The organism is Flavobacterium sp. KS-LB2 (genome assembly GCF_036895565.1).
In the GTDB taxonomy this organism is placed as follows: Bacteria; Bacteroidota; Bacteroidia; order Flavobacteriales; family Flavobacteriaceae; genus Flavobacterium.
This window is the reverse complement of sequence record NZ_CP145904.1, coordinates 959,862-978,068: the sequence shown is the minus strand read 5'-3', so window position 1 is coordinate 978,068 and position 18,207 is coordinate 959,862. Positions and strand designations below refer to the sequence as shown.

The window sequence follows — 18,207 nt, the reverse complement described above, 5'->3', positions numbered from 1 at the left end:
ATAAAAAAGGTATGCGTTATCCGCATACCTTTTAAGTAACTATAAGTAATTTAAAAAAAAGACTATTTTTCTATCTCACGCATGCTGTCCATTTTCTTATTCGCTAAGAAACCAGTAATATCTTCAAAATGCTCGACTACTCTTTTGTTTCCAAATTCAAAAACTTTAGTTGCTAATCCGTCTAAGAAATCCCTATCGTGCGAAACTAATATTAATGTTCCGTCAAAGTCACGCAAGGCATCTTTGATAATGTCTTTGGTTTTCATGTCTAAGTGATTTGAAGGCTCATCCAGAATCAATAAATTAACTGGTTCCAACAATAATTTAATCATAGCCAAACGCGTTTTTTCACCACCGGAAAGCACTTTTACTTTCTTAGTCACATCATCCCCTTGGAACATAAAAGCACCCAAGATATCTTTGATTTTAGTTCGAACATCACCCACGGCAATATCGTCAATGGTTTCAAATATAGTAGCATTTTCGTCTAATAATGCCGCTTGATTTTGGGCAAAATAACCAATTTGAGCATTATGCCCAATTTCTAAACTTCCACCATCAATACCAATTTCTTTCATAATGGCCTTGATCATCGTCGATTTTCCTTCTCCATTTTTTCCTACGAAAGCTACTTTTTGGCCTCTTTCAATAACGATATTAGCGTCTTTAAAAACAACATGATCTCCGTATGATTTCGATAAATCCTTTACAATCACAGGATATTGTCCAGAGCGCGCAGCTGGCGGAAACTTTAATTTCAAAGCCGAAGTATCTACCTCATCTACTTGAACAATAACAAGCTTCTCAAGCATCTTAACACGGGATTGCACGGCATCGGTTTTAGAAAATGTTCCTTTAAAACGATCGATAAAAGTTCTATTATCAGCAATCATGCGCTGTTGCTCGTCATACGCTTTTTGCTGATGCACGCGTCTGTCTTTTCTAAGTTCCAAATAATGAGAATATTTGGCTTTGTAATCATAAATACGTCCCATTGTAACTTCAATAGTACGATTCGTAATATTATCTACAAAAGCTCTATCGTGTGATATAACCACAACAGCTTTTGCTTGATTGATTAAGAAATCCTCTAACCACTGAATACTTTCTATATCCATATGATTGGTTGGCTCATCCAGTAAAATTAAGTCTGGTTTTTGCAAAAGGATTTTAGCTAATTCAATTCGCATTCTCCATCCTCCTGAAAACTCAGATGTTTGACGATTAAAATCTTCTCGTTCAAAACCCAAACCAACTAATATTTTTTCTACTTCAGCTTCATAGTTGATTTCTTCAATCGCATAAAATTTCTCACTCAAGTCCGAAACCCGTTCGATTAATTTCATGTATGCATCACTTTCATAATCCGTACGAATTGTCAATTGCTCATTGATTGCATCGATTTCCGCTTTCATAGCAAACACTTCTCCAAATGCTTTAGAAGTTTCTTCCATCACTGTTGCACCATCTGTGGTTAATAAATGCTGAGGCAAATAAGCCACGACAGCATCTTTTGGTGCCGAAATATTACCAGTTGAAGGTTTACTTTGACCTGCAATAATTTTAAGCAGCGTCGATTTTCCTGCTCCATTTTTACCCATTAGGGCAATTTTATCATTTTCATTTATTGCAAAAGAAACATCACTAAAAAGTGTTGTGCCACCAAACTGCACAGAAATATCGTTAACTGTAATCATTTAGATTATAAGATTTTTAGACAATTAAATTATCAGATTTTAAAAGTGCAAAGATAGATTAATTCAGGAATTGGACAATTGAAATATAAAAAACAAATCGCACACAATAATACTATTTTTTTATAGTTTTGCATTTGATAACTAGACGTTTAACAATTTATATAAATACGAATCAGAAACATTAAAAAACTTAAAAACAACAACTACCTAAATCATTATCAAAATAGTAATCCTTGTTTAAATAATGTAAAAAAGGGAAATGATATAGAAAATAAAATCAATGCAGCAACCGAAAACCTAGTCTTAATAGGTTAAATGAAAATTTAAAAACTAGATCATGAAAAAAATTATAACGCTTTTACTCTTATGTTCTTTCCATTTTATCACAGCCCAAAGCAATGATGAAATTGTACAAAAAGCTTGTGAAGTACAAACAAAATGGGGCTTTAAAGCCAAAAATAAAAATATTATTACGCTAATCGATTTTTCAAAACCAATCAATGAAGCAAGACTTTATGTTATTGATTTAAAAAACAATACAATACTTTTAACTAGTAATGTTGATCATGGTTCAGGCTCAGGAACTGGATTAACTCCCAGCTCATTTAGCAATATTGAAGGAAGCAAAGCTACTTCATTAGGATGCTATCTAACCTTACAGACGTATCAAGGCATGTGGGGATATTCTTTACGATTAGATGGGTTAGAAAACGACAAAAACTCGAATGCTTTAAAAAGAAACATTGTGGTGCATTCATCAAAGAAAATGTTTAGCAAATTCAGTTGGGGCTGTTTTTCTGTTCCAGATAACAATGCCAATACCTTGATTAACTTGATAAAAAATGGTTCGCTTATTTATGCCTATCAATAAAGGTTAACTTAAAACAAAAAAGCCTCTTGATAGAGGCTTTTTTGTTTTATCTGAAATAAGAAACTACTCTTTTCTCCACTTTTTTGATTCTTCAAAAACATGTTCTAGAATTGCGGCTTCTCTTTCATCAAATTCCACATTTCTGCGACTCATTACTAATCGAGCCGTTTCAAAAGCTTTTTTTGTTATATACGTGGTAAAACCCGAAGCACCACCCCAAGAAAAACTAGGTACAAAATTGCGAGGAAATCCACTGCCAAAAATATTAGCACTCACTCCCACGACCGTCCCTGTATTGAACATCGTGTTAATCCCGCACTTGCTGTGGTCTCCCATCATCAATCCACAAAACTGAAGTCCAGTTTTAGCAAAACCTTCCGTTTCATAACTCCATAATTTTACTTCTTCGTAATTATTCTTTAGATTAGAATTATTACTGTCGGCTCCTATATTACACCATTCGCCAAGAACAGAATCTCCTAAAAATCCATCATGTCCTTTATTTGAATATGCAAAAAGCACTACGTTTTTTACTTCACCACCAATTCTGGAATAAGGACCAACTGTTGTAGCACCATATACTTTTGAAGCCATTTTTACTTGTGCATTTTCGCACAAGACAAAAGGCCCTCTAATTACGGATCCTTCCATGATTTCTGAATCTTTACCAATATATATAGGACCTGCAGAAGCATTTAAAGTAACAAATTCTAACTTTGCCCCTTCTTCTATAAATATGTTTTCAGGTGCAATGACATTGACACTTTTGGGGATTGGCTGTGATTTTCTATCCTCGGTTAGGTATTCAAAATCCTCTCGTATCGCAGCATCATTTTTAGAAAAAATATCCCAAGTATTTTTTACCGTAATACACTCTTCTTCGTATTCTATAATTTCATAGGAATCAAAATCTACTTCTTCCTGTTCTTCATTGGTATAAAAAGCAATCACTTCCTCTCCTTTAAAAATAGCTTGATTGGGTTCCAGATTACTAACCATTTCGGCTAATACATCATTCGGAAGAAAGGAAGCATTTATCATTACATTTTCTTCTAATTCAACCATTGGAAATTTTTCTGATAGATATTCCTCTGTCAATGTGGTTGTCGTAGAACCCAAACGCATTTCCCATTTTTGACGAATCGTCATGATTCCAATAAGGATATCCGCAACTGGACGAGTGAATGTAAAAGGTAATAAGGCGTTTCTGGATGGCCCGTCAAAAAGTATATAATTCATAAAATTGTTTATTTGTTAATTTGGTTATTTGTTGATTAAAAATTAATTCTAACAAGCATCCTTTTTAAATATTGATTTCAAAGTTACAAAGTTTTCAAATAAAAAAAGCCTTCCAAAAAGAAAGGCTTTGATATAAATATAAGCAAGTTAAAATTATTTAACGTGTTTAGCGTATTTAGTTTTGAATTTATCGATACGTCCTGCAGTGTCAATAAGTTTAGATTTACCTGTGTAAAAAGGGTGAGAAGTTCTAGAGATCTCCATTTTTACAACTGGGTATTCAACACCGTCAACTGTTAATGTTTCTCTTGTATCTGCAGTAGATTTAGTGATAAAAACTTCGTCATTTGACATGTCTTTAAATGCAACTAATCTGTAATTTTCTGGGTGAATTCCTTTTTTCATCTTGTTAATCTTTTTTTATTTGTTGATTATAATTAGTCTTGAAGCTTTTCTTCTAACAGAAAAGGTATAAACTCCTTATAACTTTTTGTTTTACACTATTATTTTGAGTCTGCAAATTTACACTAATTTTTCAATAAACAAATCTTTGCAACACTTTTTTTATATAATCGTAAAAACCAATTTTTAGCTCCGAATATATTGGGAATTGTTATATTTGTGGATTAATTCTAAAACAACCACAAATGATCAACGAAATTATTAAAAAGAATGGAATAACCTTTGGAGTAACAATAGGAATTGTTTCTGCATTAATTACATCAACAATATACGCTATTGATTTAAATTTGTTTACTTCCTGGTGGATTGGAGTTTTAAGCATTTTGACATACCTTATATTAGGGATTGTTTTGCTTTCAAAAACGAAAAAAGAGCTGAACGGTGTTTTTTCTTTCAAAGATGCTTTTACAACGTACTTCATAGCAACACTAATAGGCATTTTAATTTCTACTCTTTTTAATGTTCTTTTGTTCAATTTTATTGATCCTTCTGCCAAAGATACTTTAAATGAATTAATGATTAAGTACACTGTAAATATGATGCAAAAATTTGGCACACCTGCATCAGCTATTAACGAGGCTATAGACAAATTAAAAGAAAACAACCCTTACTCAACGTTAGAACTATTAAAAGGATCTATTTTTAGTATTGTTTTCAGCTCTATTTTCGGATTAATTTTGGCAGCATTCTTTAAAAGCAAATCTACACAAGAATAAAAATTAATGAATTTATCTATACTAATACCGCTTCTTAATGAAGAGGAATCGCTTAATGAACTCTACAATTGGATCATCAAAGTGATGCAATCTCATAATTATACCTACGAAATCATTTTTCTAGATGATGGAAGTACAGATAATTCATGGACAATTATCGAAGGATTTGCAAATTCAAACCTACATGTAAAAGGGATTCGCTTTATGAAAAATTTTGGAAAATCACAGGCACTGCATGCTGGTTTTGCAAAAGCGCAAGGTGATGTCATTATTACTATGGATGCTGACTTGCAAGATAGTCCCGAGGAAATCCCTGGGTTATACGATATGATTATCAATGGTAAATACGATTTAGTTTCTGGATGGAAAAAGAAACGCTACGACTCCGTAGTGGCAAAAAACCTGCCTTCGAAATTATTCAATTGGGCAGCAAGAAAAACATCAGGCGTAGAATTGAATGATTTCAACTGTGGATTAAAAGCCTACAAAAATGTTGTGGTGAAAAACATTGAGGTTTCAGGTGAAATGCACCGCTACATTCCCGTTTTGGCAAAAAATGCCGGTTTTGGAAAAATTGGTGAAAAAGTAGTACAACATCAAGCCAGAAAATATGGCGAAACTAAATTTGGGATGGAACGTTTTATTAATGGATTCTTGGATTTAATTACCATTTGGTTTCTTTCTCGTTTTGGAAAAAGACCAATGCACCTTTTTGGTGCCATGGGATCGTTCATGTTTATCATTGGTTTTATGCTTGCCGGATATATTGGCGTTTCAAAACTGTACCACATGTATAATGACATGCGTTACAGTCTGGTTACAAATAATCCTTGGTTTTATATTGCATTAACCACAATGGTTTTAGGAACACAATTATTTTTGGCCGGATTTCTAGGTGAGATTATTTTACGAACAAAAAATAATGAAGAGCGTTATAAAGTGTCTAGAGAAGTTAATTTTTTATAATTTAGAGTAAAATTAATTTTCCGGGATACGCAACTAGCCCTGATAGTAGTGAAAATCCTTTTATCTCGTTTTTTTAACGAGATAAAAGATTGCAACGCATAGCAGGATTAAGCTCCTAAAAAAACAATTGAATTTAAATCTCGAATTTAGAAACTAAAAAACATATAGCATGGATATCAAACAAAATATTTTAGACGCAGTAAATGAGTGGTTGACACCAACATTTGATACCGCTACCCAGGAAGCGATTACCGAAATGATGACCACATCTCCAAAAGAACTAGAAGAGAGTTTTTATAAAAATCTTGAATTTGGAACAGGCGGAATGCGTGGTATTATGGGCGTGGGAAACAATCGCATTAATAAATATACGCTGGGAAAAAGTACGCAAGGTCTTTCGGATTATATGCATACTGCATTTCCTAATCAACCATTGAAAGCCGTTATTGCATACGATTGCCGTCATAATAGTGATACTTTAGCTAAATTAGTTGCAGATGTTTTCTCGGCAAACGGAATTGAGGTATACTTATTTTCGGATATGAGACCTACTCCAGAATTGTCATTTGCGGTGAAACATTTAGGTTGTCAATGCGGAATTGTGCTTACAGCTTCACACAACCCGCCAGAATATAACGGATACAAAGTGTACTGGCAAGATGGTGGACAAATTGTACCGCCGGAAGATGAAGGTATCATCAATGTTATTGAAAATTTAAATTACAATCAAATCAAGTTTACAGCCAATGAAGACTTGATCCATTATATTGATTCAGAAGTTGATGAAGCTTTTATCAAATCAACTATTGAGAATGCGAGTTTTGGCACTTCGGCTGAAGCCAAAAAAGAGCTGAATATTGTTTTCACCTCTTTGCACGGAACTTCTATAAAATTAGTTCCTGATACTTTATCGCAAGCAGGCTACCCTAATGTAAATATTGTGGAAGAACAAAGAGTTCCAAATGGTGATTTCCCAACTGTTAAATCTCCAAATCCTGAAGAACCCGAAGCATTGACTATGGCATTGGCATTAGCAGATAAAACCAATTCGGATATTGTAATTGGGACAGACCCAGATTGTGACCGTTTAGGAATTGCCGTGAGAAATAATGAAGGCAAAATGACTTTGCTTAACGGAAATCAAACGATGATTTTAATGACTGCCTTTTTATTGGAACAATGGAAAAAAGCAGGGAAAATTAATGGAAAACAATTTGTGGGATCTACGATTGTTTCGACTCCTATGATGATGGAATTAGCCACAAACTACGGTGTAGAATGCAAAGTGGGCTTGACAGGTTTTAAATGGATTGCCAAGATGATTAAGGATTTTCCAGAGCTGGAATTCATAGGTGGTGGCGAAGAAAGTTTTGGATATATGGTGGGCGATGCCGTACGAGATAAAGACGCTGTAGCAGCTACTTTATTGATTTGCGAAGTTGCAACTCAAGCCAAAGCCAAAGGAAGTACTGTGTACAAAGAATTACTACAACTGTATGTTGACAATGGTTTTTACAAAGAATATTTAGTTTCATTGACCAAAAAAGGAATGGATGGTTTACAGGAAATTAATCAGATGATGATTGATTTACGTGAAAATCCATTGAAAGAAATCAACGGACAAAGAGTTGTTATGGTCGAAGATTATCAATCATCGATAGCTAAAAACCTATTGGATGGAACCGAATCTACAATGGAAATTCCAAAATCGAATGTATTAATTTATTACACTGAAGATGGATCGAAAATTTGTGCTAGACCAAGTGGAACAGAGCCCAAAATAAAATTTTATATCAGTGTAAATACGGAACTAGATGCTGTAGAAGATTTCAACGACGTAGAAAGCATCTTAGACAAGAAAATAAAAAATATTATTACTTCAATGCAATTGAATTAATTAAATACAAAATTGATTTTTCAAACAGACCCGATAAGTCCAGCACTAATCGGGTCTTGATGATAAAAAAACAACTTAAATGGACGCAAATTTCAAAAAAATTATTCCTTTCACAAATCCATATCGCTCTCATGTGATTTGGAATGTACTCTTTAATATTCTTTACGCATTGTTTAGCACTTTGTCTTTTATTGCATTAATCCCAATGATGGATGTCCTTTTTAGTACTAGTGAAAAAATAATGGAGAAACCGGTTTTAGAATCTATTTTTGACATCATCAAATTTTCAAAAGAATATCTCTATTATCACATCACATTACTCACTGAAGAGCATGGTCCTGAATTTGCGTTATTGTTAGTAATAGCGATAGTAAGCGTGACGTTCTTATTAAAAAACTTATTCAATTACTTAGCTTCCAATCACTTGATGCATTTAAAAAATGGCGTGTTAAAGGATTTAAGAAATTCAATGTACCATAAAATCATCAACTTGCCTGTTTCTTACTATTCAGAAAAAAGAAAAGGGGATATTATGGCTCGAATGTTAGGTGATATAAACGAGGTTCAAAATTCTTTTTTTTCTATCTTAGAATTAATTGTTAAGGAGCCTATGACCATCGTATTTACTCTTGTTGGTATGATTGCAATAAGTTTTAAGTTAACCTTATTTGTCTTTATTTTCATCCCGCTTTCAGGTTTACTAATATCAAAAATTGGTAAAACACTTCGCAGTAAATCCCAAAAAGTTCAATATGAAAATGGCTATTTAATATCGATTGTAGAAGAATCTTTATCGGGACTAAAAGTTGTTAAAAGTTACAATGCCGAATCAAATTTTAAACAAAAATTTAATGATTCCGTTACTCGAATTTTAAAATTATCAAACAGCATCGGTAAAAAAAATAACCTAGCTACACCATTAAGTGAGTTCTTAGGAATCATTACCATTTGTGTATTGTTATGGTTTGGCGGAAAAATGGTACTCGTTGATACTTTACCAAATGGGAAAGCATTACTAGATGGCGCTAAATTCCTAGCGTACATGGGGCTTGCATACAATATTTTGACTCCTGCAAAAGCAATCTCAAAAGCCTCGTATTCTGTAAAAAATGGACTAGCGGCAGCTCAACGTGTTTTTGAAGTTTTAGAAGTAAAAAATGAGATTACCGATAGTGAAAATGCAATTAAAAAATTAACTTTTGAAGACAGTATCCTTATTCAGAATGTTAATTTTAGATACGAAGACGAGAACGTTTTAAAAGACTTTTCGCTTCAAGTTAAAAAAGGGCAAACAGTTGCACTTGTTGGACAATCCGGAAGCGGGAAAAGTACAATTGCCAATTTACTGACTCGTTTTTATGATGTCAATGAAGGGACAATAGCCATTGACGGAATTGATATCAAAGACATGAACCTACACTCGCTTCGTGATTTAATGGGATTAGTAACGCAAGACAGTATTTTATTCAATGACACTATTAAAGCTAATATTTCTCTTGGAAAAATAGACGCAACGGATGATGAAATTATTGAAGCATTGAAGATTGCGAATGCCTATGAATTTGTAAAGGATTTACCATTAGGAATCCATACCAATATTGGGGATAGCGGTAACAAACTTTCCGGCGGACAAAAACAACGACTATCAATTGCCAGAGCCGTCCTAAAAAATCCTCCAATTATGATTCTGGACGAAGCTACATCAGCATTGGATACCGAAAGCGAAAAATTCGTTCAAGTAGCGCTGGAAAACATGATGCAAAACAGAACTTCTATTGTAATTGCGCATCGTCTTTCGACCATTCAAAAAGCAGATTTGATTGTGGTGATGCAAAAAGGGAAAATAGTCGAGCAAGGAAAACACGAAGAGCTTATTGCGTTGAATGGAACTTATAATAAATTAGTTAATCTACAATCTTTTGAATAAAGATTGTAGATTAAGAATTTTGATTTTTTTTTAGTGAAAATCTTTGAATACTTTTATTTTTAATTTTTTAAACCTAAAAAATGTACATCAATAATCCTACTATAAAACTACCTGAAGACCCAAACACTATTGTTTGGAAATATCTGGATTTATCTAAATTCTTAGATTTATTGATGTCCGAAAAATTATTCATGTCACGATCCGATAAATTCGAAGATCAATACGAAGGGACTTTTAGCGAACCTACATTTGAGGAAATAAAAAAACTTTCTATTGACAATCCTGACTTTTTAAAGTATTACAAAACACATCGAGAAAAAGTAGCGATTAGCAGTTGGCACATCAATGAATACGAATCGTTTGCCATGTGGCAGATTTTCACGCAAAACAGCGAAGGCCTAGCGATTCAATCCACAATTGGTCGATTACAACAATCGCTTGTTACAGAAACTAATTTTGAGCAGTATATCGGGGAAGTCAATTACATCGATTATAAAAAAGAACACATTCCTTTTGATGATTTGTTTTTTCCTTTTTTATTCAAACGAAAAAGCTTTCAATATGAAGGCGAAGTGCGCATTATCACTGACATTGGCGAAAGCGATATAAAAATCAATGAGGGACTGAAAATTAATGTGAATATCAATCAGTTAATTGAAAAAATATACATTCATCCCAAGTCAGAAAACTGGTATAAGAACCTTGTGATTCAATTAGTAAAACAATTGGGATTTAATTTCACTATTGAAAAATCAGACTTAGAAAGTGATATCTTGATTTAGAATTAGCACTACTAAACTGGCTCGTAACCAATTATTTTCCATTCCTTTTTTGACAAATCGATATAGTAATAATTCACTACATCCTTCTTATCAAACTCACCGTTTTTATTAGTATCCTCAACCGTTCTATAGTACAAACGATTATTAGACCCAATCAATTTCCAATCAATTAATTCCTGAAAATCAGAAGATATCTTGGTAAATTTTTCGCCACTAATTTCGCTTAAATAAAGCGCTTTGATATCGCTTGTATCTAGTTTTCCATCTTTATTGGTATCCATATCCACCATCGTGTACACCATGATCTGGTTGTTAGTTTTATCTGCAACCGACTTTAAATAGGTAGCTGTTTGAATCAAAACTGGTTTGTCAGTTAATTTTCTAATCGAATCCGAATCTACCTTTTGAAATTTCAAATTCTGCAAAAAACCGGTAATTTCAAATTCGCCATAGTTTGATATTGTAAAACTCAAATCATTCACGCTGGAAGAACCATATCGCGATTTTATTCCTTTCTCACGAATGCTTAAATCGGCAACAGGATGAATTAAATAATCCGTACCTTCCATTTGAAGTGGCAAATCAGCAATTTGTATTTGAGTAGAATCTGCTTTGCTTAGTTCTTTTGCTTTACTCGTTCCATCATAAGTAACTTTTGGTTTTTCAACCTCCTCTTTACAACTGGTTAAAAGCAAAATTGCTATTCCTATTAGTGTGATATGTATTTTTTTCATGTTGATGTACTATTAAAACTCAAATGTAATCATTTTTAAAAATGGTAACGCCATTCGATACTTGATTTAACGAATTAAAATTGAATTAAACTTTACTGATTCTTAACAGTTATAACTTCGCGGTCAATTTCACATTAAAAACTCTGGTGGTCATATAATTAGGAATTGCATATTGATTTTTAGAATATACATCCCGAACCCAAGTATTTGTAATGGCATTTTGATTGTCAAAAAGATTGAAAATTTCTAATCCTATCGCTAACTCTTTCAGATTTTTAAACCAACCCGTATTGTTTTCTTTATTTGCAGTATTGTCTATAAAAACCTTAGAAAAACCTACATCCACACGGCGGTAATCATTCAATCGGTTTTGGTATAAATAAGGATCTGCATACGATGGCGAACCTCCTGGTAATCCCGTATTGTAAACTAGATTTAGGTACAATTTTATACTTGGAATATTAGGCATATAATCTTGGAACAAAATCCCAAATTTCAATCTTTGATCCGTAGGTCTAGCAATATATCCTTTATCATTTGTATTTTCTTCTGTTTTCAAATAACCAAAACTAAACCAAGATTCTGTTCCTGGTACAAATTCCCCATTTAAGCGAACATCCAATCCTTGCGCGTAAGCAGTTGCATTATTATTGGCTGCATATCGAATGCGAACATTATCAATCGTGTACGTATTTACATCAGTCAGTGATTTATAATACAACTCCGAGACTAATTTGAAAGGACGATCCCACATCTTAAAACTATAATCATTCCCAAAAACAATATGCACCGATTGTTGCGCCTTAGTATTGGGTTGCACCATTCCATCTGCACCTCTCAATTCCCTGTAAAATGGCGGCTGATGGTACAATCCTCCTGAAAGTCTAAAAACCATATCTTTCTCCCAATCTGGTTTTATGGCAAACTGTGCTCTGGGACTAACCGAAATTTGGGATTTACCAGCCACAGTAGCACTCATAACTTCCCAACTATGCATGCGAACACCTGCATTATACCACACTTTACTCCTGCCAATAGTACTTTTCAAACTCCATTGACCATAACCCGAAAACCTATTGATGGAGTTAAAATTAGTCGCTCGGATATTTTGATACGGAACAAGCGGTCCGGTGTAAGGTGAATACGGTTGGTCGTTTTTAGACAAGTCAATAATAGGTGGATTTAAAGAAAAACCCGCCGAATCAATAACCTCCCACTCTATTATACGGTCGCGAATCGATTCTCGCGTATATTTTATTCCCCACTCAAATTGATTTTCTTTCCAATCATGAAATCCTTTGATCTCAGTGTTTACAATCAGCGCATCCAAATCGTTTCTGGCATGACTCAGCTGAGACCCAATTCCTCTTGTGAATGCTACATCTCCAAAAGTTTCAGATCCAATATTAGAATCGACTTCGCCTAATCGGTATTGGGCGAAAATATCAAAATATTCTTGCTCTAAAGTATGAAAAATAGAACCGATAAATTTCAGCGTAAAATTATCCGAAACATTAAACGTTGTTTTTATAGCGCCAAAATACGTATCGTACTCATCCTTTTCCTGACCTTCATAAAAAACAGTCAGTGCCATAGGATTGTCTATGGTTCCAAAATTTGTTTGCCTTGTTAAGGGTTGGTACTGGTATTTATTTTGAGAAATATTACCTAAAAAACTCCATTGCCATTTCGCCGAAGCCTGATAGTTTACATTCGTTTGAATATCCGCAAATGAGGGTGTAAAATTCGTTTGAGTTTCTTGACTATTTACCAAAAGACTATTGTTACGATACCGAACTCCCGTAACTGCAGACCATTTTTTATCTTTAGAAACAGCATCCACAGAAAGACTACCTCCAAGGAAACTCGCTTCAAGGCTTGCGCCAAATTTAACCGGTTTCCGGTACGTAATATCTAAAACAGACGATAGTTTATCTCCAAATTTCGCTTGGAAACCTCCTGCTGAAAAATCAACATTTTGTACCAAATCAGTATTAGTGAAACTCAACCCTTCTTGTTGTCCTGAACGAATCAGAAACGGACGATAGACTTCAATTTCATTGACATAAACCAAATTCTCATCATAATTCCCACCACGCACGGCGTATTGCGTACTCAATTCGTTATTAGAATTTACACCCGGCAAGGATTTCAAAATATTTTCAATTCCGGCATTTGCTCCAGGAATTTTTCGGATGATTTCAGGTTCAATTGTCGATATACCTTGAATCACTTTTCTGTTATTTGCGGTAACAATCACCTCACCCATTTGTTCTTCCTGATCATTCATTACAGGATTAAACTCTTTTTGTTCATTAGAATCCAAAGAAAAAGTAATCGTTATTTTTTTCAAAGAGACATGTGTAAAAACGACAGTTACCTTTTGGTTTGCAGGCACTTTTAGTTCGTAAAAACCATTTTTATTAGATTGCGTACCAATACTGGAATAAGAAACATTCACGTTTCCTACAGGCTGATTATTTTTGTCTAAAATAACTCCTTTAATCCTTGCTGTTTGGGCCAATAGTGATAAGCTTGCGAAGAAAAAAAAGAAAACAACAATTAATTTACTAGTACTCAAATGATTTGGTTTTTATTTTTTTTGACTTCTAAAAAAACGAGTTTCAAAGGTAGTTGAATTCCCTACATTATCTATTACAACAACTTTTAAATCATTGGCACCATCAACAGCAATTCCATCACTAAAATAATGAGTCAATTTTCTAGTCTTATTATCGTATTCAAATAAAACCCATTTTCCGTTTAAATAGCCGTTGTATGATTTTATGCCAGACACGTCATCGTAAATCGAAAGCTGAATTGTTTTTTGCTCGCTGATCCATTTTCCCTCTACAGGTATAGGCATACTTATTTTGGGCGCAACAGTATCTGAAACCAAAGTATATTTACCTAAAATTTTAACCTTTGTATTGAATATGCTGTCTTTTCTATAGGTTGGATTGTAATTTATTTTTTTTCCTTCGATTCTGCCAATGAACATTTTCTCTCTCTGCGCTTCAGTCGATTTTGTATCTTCAATTGAAACCGTAAAATTAGTATGGGCAGGAACAGTATCGTCGTGTAAAAACAAAGTATCATTTTTTACATCAAAATTCAAATCAAAATCTTCGTAAAAAGTTCCCGCAGGAAAGAAAACCGACATATTTGCTAAAGCAAAATTGCTGTCTTTATTCGCTTTGACAAAATAGTTCGATTGCACTGGCTCAGGACTGATAGTTGTAGACAATAAATCATATTGAATAGGAATGGCTATTGTTTTTTTATTGCCAAAAAAATCCGAAACTTCAATACGATATAAGGATGCTAAATTTGGAGTTACCTGTAAAACTCCTTTATTTTCATCGGCTTGGATAATGCTCAGATTATACGGGTTTTTCATGAATAATTTCTGAACCCGTTGCTGCATTTTCTTATATCTAGAATAATCAATCAACGCATTGATATAGCGCATTTCGTCAAATGAATAGGTATTGAATTCATATCCGAAATTTGGTTTCCCATTATAAAAGGACTGCACTTTATATACTCCGTTATTATTAAACGAAACATCGTCAGTGTCATAAGCCGATATACCAAAACCTATTGTCCCGTTTGCAACTACTTTATCAGAAAGGTACGTTCCATCTTTTTGTAACGAAACATTAAGCAACAAAGGACGTTTAGAATGATTAACCGTAGTTTTTGAATCCAAAGGATATACATAAACTCCAGAAACGACAGGTTTCTTTGTATCTTTTAAAAATTTATCGTACCCAAAAAGCATCGGATTGATTATAAACTCTGTTTTGGTATCCCGAAATTCAAAATGCAAATGTGGTCCTTCTGAAGCTCCTGTATTACCGGAAAAAGCAATGATATCACCTTTTTTTACCACCATTTCATCAGGTTTAAAGAACATTTCAATTTCAAATGATGCCTCTTTATAATGCGTTTTCTTGATGTAATTTTCTATTTCACCGTTGGCCATTTTTAAATGTCCATAAACTGATGTATACCCATTAGGATGGTTGATGTAAATTGTTTTTCCGTTTCCAAAAGTAGATATCTTTATTCTTGACACATACCCATCGCCCACTGCGTATACTTTCAATCCTTCTTTTTGTTGCGTTCTTAAATCAAAACCGGCATGGAAATGGTTGGGTCTCAATTCTCCAAAATTTCCTGATAATTGCATCGGAATATCTAAAGGAGATCTAAAATAATCTTTTGGATAGTCAACTTGTGCAAAAACAGAAGTGTAAAAAAATAAAAAAAATATAGAAAATCTCATCGGTTACATTTTTGCTAAGATAAAAAAAGTATTCAAAACAGCGATAAAAAAAATGGTTCGTAACCATTTGTACAACTGATATTTAATTAATTTAATGCAAAAAAAATAATAAAATATTGCAAAATTAAAAAGGAATACTAACTTTGTATGATTATGTAATGAATAAGATATATAATGAGTGCAATTGCAGAAATTATTGATACTCTTGAAAGTAAGATTGAAAAACTTTTTACAAAAATGAAAGGTTTGGAAAAAAATAATCAAGATTTGAAAAACGAATTAACAAAAACTGCATCCATAATACAAACTCAGTCACAAGAGATTGAAGCGCTAAAAACGCAGTATGAAACACTCAAAGTAGCAAATACATTACTAGGCAGTGACGATAATAAAAGAGATACGAAGCTTAAAATAAATTCATTAATTCGCGAAATTGATTACTGTATAGCACAGCTATCAGATTAATAAAAGATATGGACGAAAAGCTTAAAATTAAAATATCAATTGCAGACAGAGTATACCCGTTAACGGTTGATTTCTCTCAGGAAGAAGGCCTTAGAAGCGCTTCTAAAAAAATTGATACGATGATCAAGCAATTTGAAGAAAATTATGCTGTTCGTGACAAGCAAGATGTATTAGCCATGTGTGCTTTACAATTTGCCTCACAAACGGAACAAAAACAAATTGATAATGCGATAGATGGAGAAGCAACCATCGAAAGAATTAAAAAAATCAATGCGATTTTAGATCAATATCTCGACAAATAAACGTTCTTTACAAAAACTAAGATACTGCCTACATTAGTTCATATTTGGTAAACTCAACACTAACAATTTAGAATGAGCAAATCATCGTTACTATAGCAAGCCAATTCAGTTTGGAAGCTTGAACAACGAGTTAGCTCAAAACTTGTCTTTTCGAGTTTATACAAGCAATCTAATGTAGGCTTTTTTATATATAAATTTTAACAAACATGGACAACATATTAACGATTATTATTTCAGGAATTATAGGTATTGCGGGAGGTTTTGGGATCGCCAAATTGATTGAAAAAAGCAATATTTCAAACTTAATTAAAAACGCAAAAAAAGAAGCAGCATCCATATTAAAAGATGCAAATCTGGAAGCTGAAAACATAAAAAAAGATAAAATTCTTCAAGCAAAAGAGAAATTTATTGAATTAAAATCAGAGCACGAACAAGTTATTTTATCCCGTGATAAAAAAGTTGCAGAAATAGAAAAAAGAGTTCGTGACAAAGAATCTCAAGTTTCTAATGAATTATCAAAAGCTAAAAAAGTAAATGATGATTTCGAATCTAAAACTTTAGAATACACCACTAAAATTGAAAACCTAGATAAGAAACAATCCGAAGTTGACAAATTGCATAAAAGTCAATTGCAACAATTGGAAGTTATCTCTGGTTTATCTGCTGAAGAAGCTAAAGATCAATTAGTAGAAGGATTGAAAGCGGAAGCAAAAAGCAAAGCAATGTCTCATATTCAAGATACTATTGAAGAGGCAAAATTGACTGCACAACAAGAAGCTAAAAAAATCATCATCAATACCATTCAAAGAGTTGGTACAGAAGAAGCAGTAGAAAACTGTGTTTCGGTATTTAACATTGAATCTGACGACGTAAAAGGTAGAATCATTGGACGTGAAGGTAGAAATATCCGTGCACTGGAAGCCGCAACTGGAGTAGAAATCATTGTAGATGACACACCAGAAGCGATTATCCTTTCTTGTTTTGATCCTGTACGTAGAGAAATTGCACGTTTGGCTTTACATAAATTAGTAACTGACGGAAGAATTCACCCAGCTCGTATTGAAGAAGTAGTTGCAAAAACTGCTAAACAAATTGACGATGAAATTATAGAAGTTGGTAAACGTACCGTTATCGATTTAGGAATTCATGGTTTACATCCTGAATTGATTAAAGTGGTAGGACGTATGAAATACCGTTCTTCTTACGGACAGAATTTATTACAACACTCCCGTGAAGTTTCTAAACTTTGTGGAATCATGGCAGCTGAACTTGGTCTAAACGTAAAACTGGCTAAAAGAGCTGGTTTATTACACGATATTGGTAAAGTTCCAGATGCTGAAAGTGATTTACCTCACGCATTATTAGGAATGCAATGGGCGGAGAAATATGGTGAAAAAGAAGAGGTTTGCAACGCTATTGGTGCTCACCACGATGAGATTGAAATGAAATCATTATTATCGCCAATTATTCAGGTTTGTGATGCAATCTCAGGTGCAAGACCAGGAGCGAGAAGACAAGTATTGGATTCTTACATTCAACGTCTAAAAGATCTTGAAGAAGTAGCGTACGGATTCAGTGGTGTGAAAAATGCTTACGCAATTCAAGCCGGTAGAGAACTTCGTGTAATTGTAGAAAGCGAAAAAGTATCTGATGAAAATGCAGCTAACCTATCTTTTGATATCTCACAAAAAATCCAAACAGAAATGACTTATCCTGGACAAGTTAAAGTAACTGTAATTCGTGAAACAAGAGCCGTGAATATCGCTAAATAATTTATTTCAATTACACATATAAAAAAACTTCTCATCGCTGAGAAGTTTTTTTTTTGCACTATATAAGTGAATCACTATAAAAGAAA

General features: G+C 33.5%; 15 protein-coding genes. 9 read left to right on the top strand and 6 right to left on the bottom strand.

Annotated elements, in window-relative coordinates:
- Positions 1–62 precede the first annotated feature (62 nt).
- On the bottom strand, positions 63–1,697 hold the full coding sequence (locus tag V5J73_RS04075; RefSeq protein WP_338647803.1) for an ABC-F family ATP-binding cassette domain-containing protein: 1,635 nt from the start codon (positions 1,695–1,697) through the stop codon (positions 63–65).
- 337 nt (positions 1,698–2,034) lie between these two features.
- On the opposite strand from V5J73_RS04075, the gene V5J73_RS04070 reads away from it, so the two are divergent.
- The gene (locus tag V5J73_RS04070; protein ID WP_338647802.1) at positions 2,035–2,568 is read left to right on the top strand and encodes a murein L,D-transpeptidase catalytic domain family protein; all 534 of its coding nucleotides are present in this window, start codon (positions 2,035–2,037) and stop codon (positions 2,566–2,568) included.
- Between the two features lie 63 nt (positions 2,569–2,631).
- On the opposite strand, the gene V5J73_RS04065 is transcribed toward V5J73_RS04070, so the two are convergent.
- A complete protein-coding gene (locus V5J73_RS04065) occupies positions 2,632–3,807 on the bottom strand; it encodes a GlmU family protein (RefSeq protein ID WP_338647801.1) in 1,176 nt (391 codons plus the stop codon).
- A gap of 153 nt (positions 3,808–3,960) precedes the next feature.
- Positions 3,961–4,212 (bottom strand): type B 50S ribosomal protein L31, encoded by a 252-nt coding sequence (locus V5J73_RS04060; protein WP_039109118.1) that lies wholly within the window; start codon positions 4,210–4,212, stop codon positions 3,961–3,963.
- 242 nt (positions 4,213–4,454) lie between these two features.
- On the opposite strand from V5J73_RS04060, the gene V5J73_RS04055 reads away from it, so the two are divergent.
- The 5 genes from V5J73_RS04055 to V5J73_RS04035 all read left to right on the top strand — a co-directional run bounded on the left by V5J73_RS04055 (position 4,455) and on the right by V5J73_RS04035 (position 10,557).
- On the top strand, positions 4,455–4,985 hold the full coding sequence (locus tag V5J73_RS04055) for a DUF4199 domain-containing protein (RefSeq protein ID WP_338647800.1): 531 nt from the start codon (positions 4,455–4,457) through the stop codon (positions 4,983–4,985).
- 6 nt (positions 4,986–4,991) lie between these two features.
- Positions 4,992–5,951, top strand: a complete 960-nt coding sequence (locus V5J73_RS04050) for a glycosyltransferase family 2 protein (protein WP_338647799.1) — start codon at positions 4,992–4,994, stop codon at positions 5,949–5,951.
- A 169-nt stretch (positions 5,952–6,120) separates the two neighbouring features.
- Positions 6,121–7,848: a phospho-sugar mutase gene (locus V5J73_RS04045; protein ID WP_338647797.1), complete on the top strand. Its 1,728-nt coding sequence runs from the start codon at positions 6,121–6,123 to the stop codon at positions 7,846–7,848.
- Between the two features lie 79 nt (positions 7,849–7,927).
- On the top strand, positions 7,928–9,775 hold the full coding sequence (locus V5J73_RS04040; RefSeq protein WP_338647796.1) for an ABC transporter ATP-binding protein: 1,848 nt from the start codon (positions 7,928–7,930) through the stop codon (positions 9,773–9,775).
- 80 nt (positions 9,776–9,855) lie between these two features.
- On the top strand, positions 9,856–10,557 hold the full coding sequence (locus V5J73_RS04035) for a hypothetical protein (protein WP_338647794.1): 702 nt from the start codon (positions 9,856–9,858) through the stop codon (positions 10,555–10,557).
- A gap of 11 nt (positions 10,558–10,568) precedes the next feature.
- Here the strand turns inward: V5J73_RS04035 and V5J73_RS04030 are convergent, their stop codons facing one another.
- From V5J73_RS04030 to V5J73_RS04020, 3 genes are all read right to left on the bottom strand, one after another.
- Positions 10,569–11,291, bottom strand: a complete 723-nt coding sequence (locus V5J73_RS04030) for a hypothetical protein (protein ID WP_338647793.1) — start codon at positions 11,289–11,291, stop codon at positions 10,569–10,571.
- A 109-nt stretch (positions 11,292–11,400) separates the two neighbouring features.
- Positions 11,401–13,872 carry a TonB-dependent receptor gene (locus V5J73_RS04025; protein WP_338647791.1) on the bottom strand — a complete coding sequence of 824 codons (2,472 nt, stop codon included), beginning with the start codon at positions 13,870–13,872 and terminating at the stop codon, positions 11,401–11,403.
- A gap of 12 nt (positions 13,873–13,884) precedes the next feature.
- Positions 13,885–15,582, bottom strand: coding sequence for a M23 family metallopeptidase (locus tag V5J73_RS04020; RefSeq protein ID WP_338647789.1), 1,698 nt, complete (start codon positions 15,580–15,582; stop codon positions 13,885–13,887).
- Between the two features lie 174 nt (positions 15,583–15,756).
- On the opposite strand from V5J73_RS04020, the gene V5J73_RS04015 reads away from it, so the two are divergent.
- The 3 genes from V5J73_RS04015 (at position 15,757) to rny (ending at position 18,121) form a co-directional block, all read left to right on the top strand.
- Entirely contained in the window at positions 15,757–16,047 is a 291-nt protein-coding gene (locus V5J73_RS04015; RefSeq protein ID WP_099716104.1) for a hypothetical protein, read from the top strand.
- Between the two features lie 8 nt (positions 16,048–16,055).
- Positions 16,056–16,349: a cell division protein ZapA gene (locus V5J73_RS04010; protein ID WP_099716105.1), complete on the top strand. Its 294-nt coding sequence runs from the start codon at positions 16,056–16,058 to the stop codon at positions 16,347–16,349.
- A 206-nt stretch (positions 16,350–16,555) separates the two neighbouring features.
- Positions 16,556–18,121, top strand: coding sequence for a ribonuclease Y (rny, locus tag V5J73_RS04000; RefSeq protein WP_099716106.1), 1,566 nt, complete (start codon positions 16,556–16,558; stop codon positions 18,119–18,121).
- Positions 18,122–18,207: the final 86 nt, after the last annotated feature.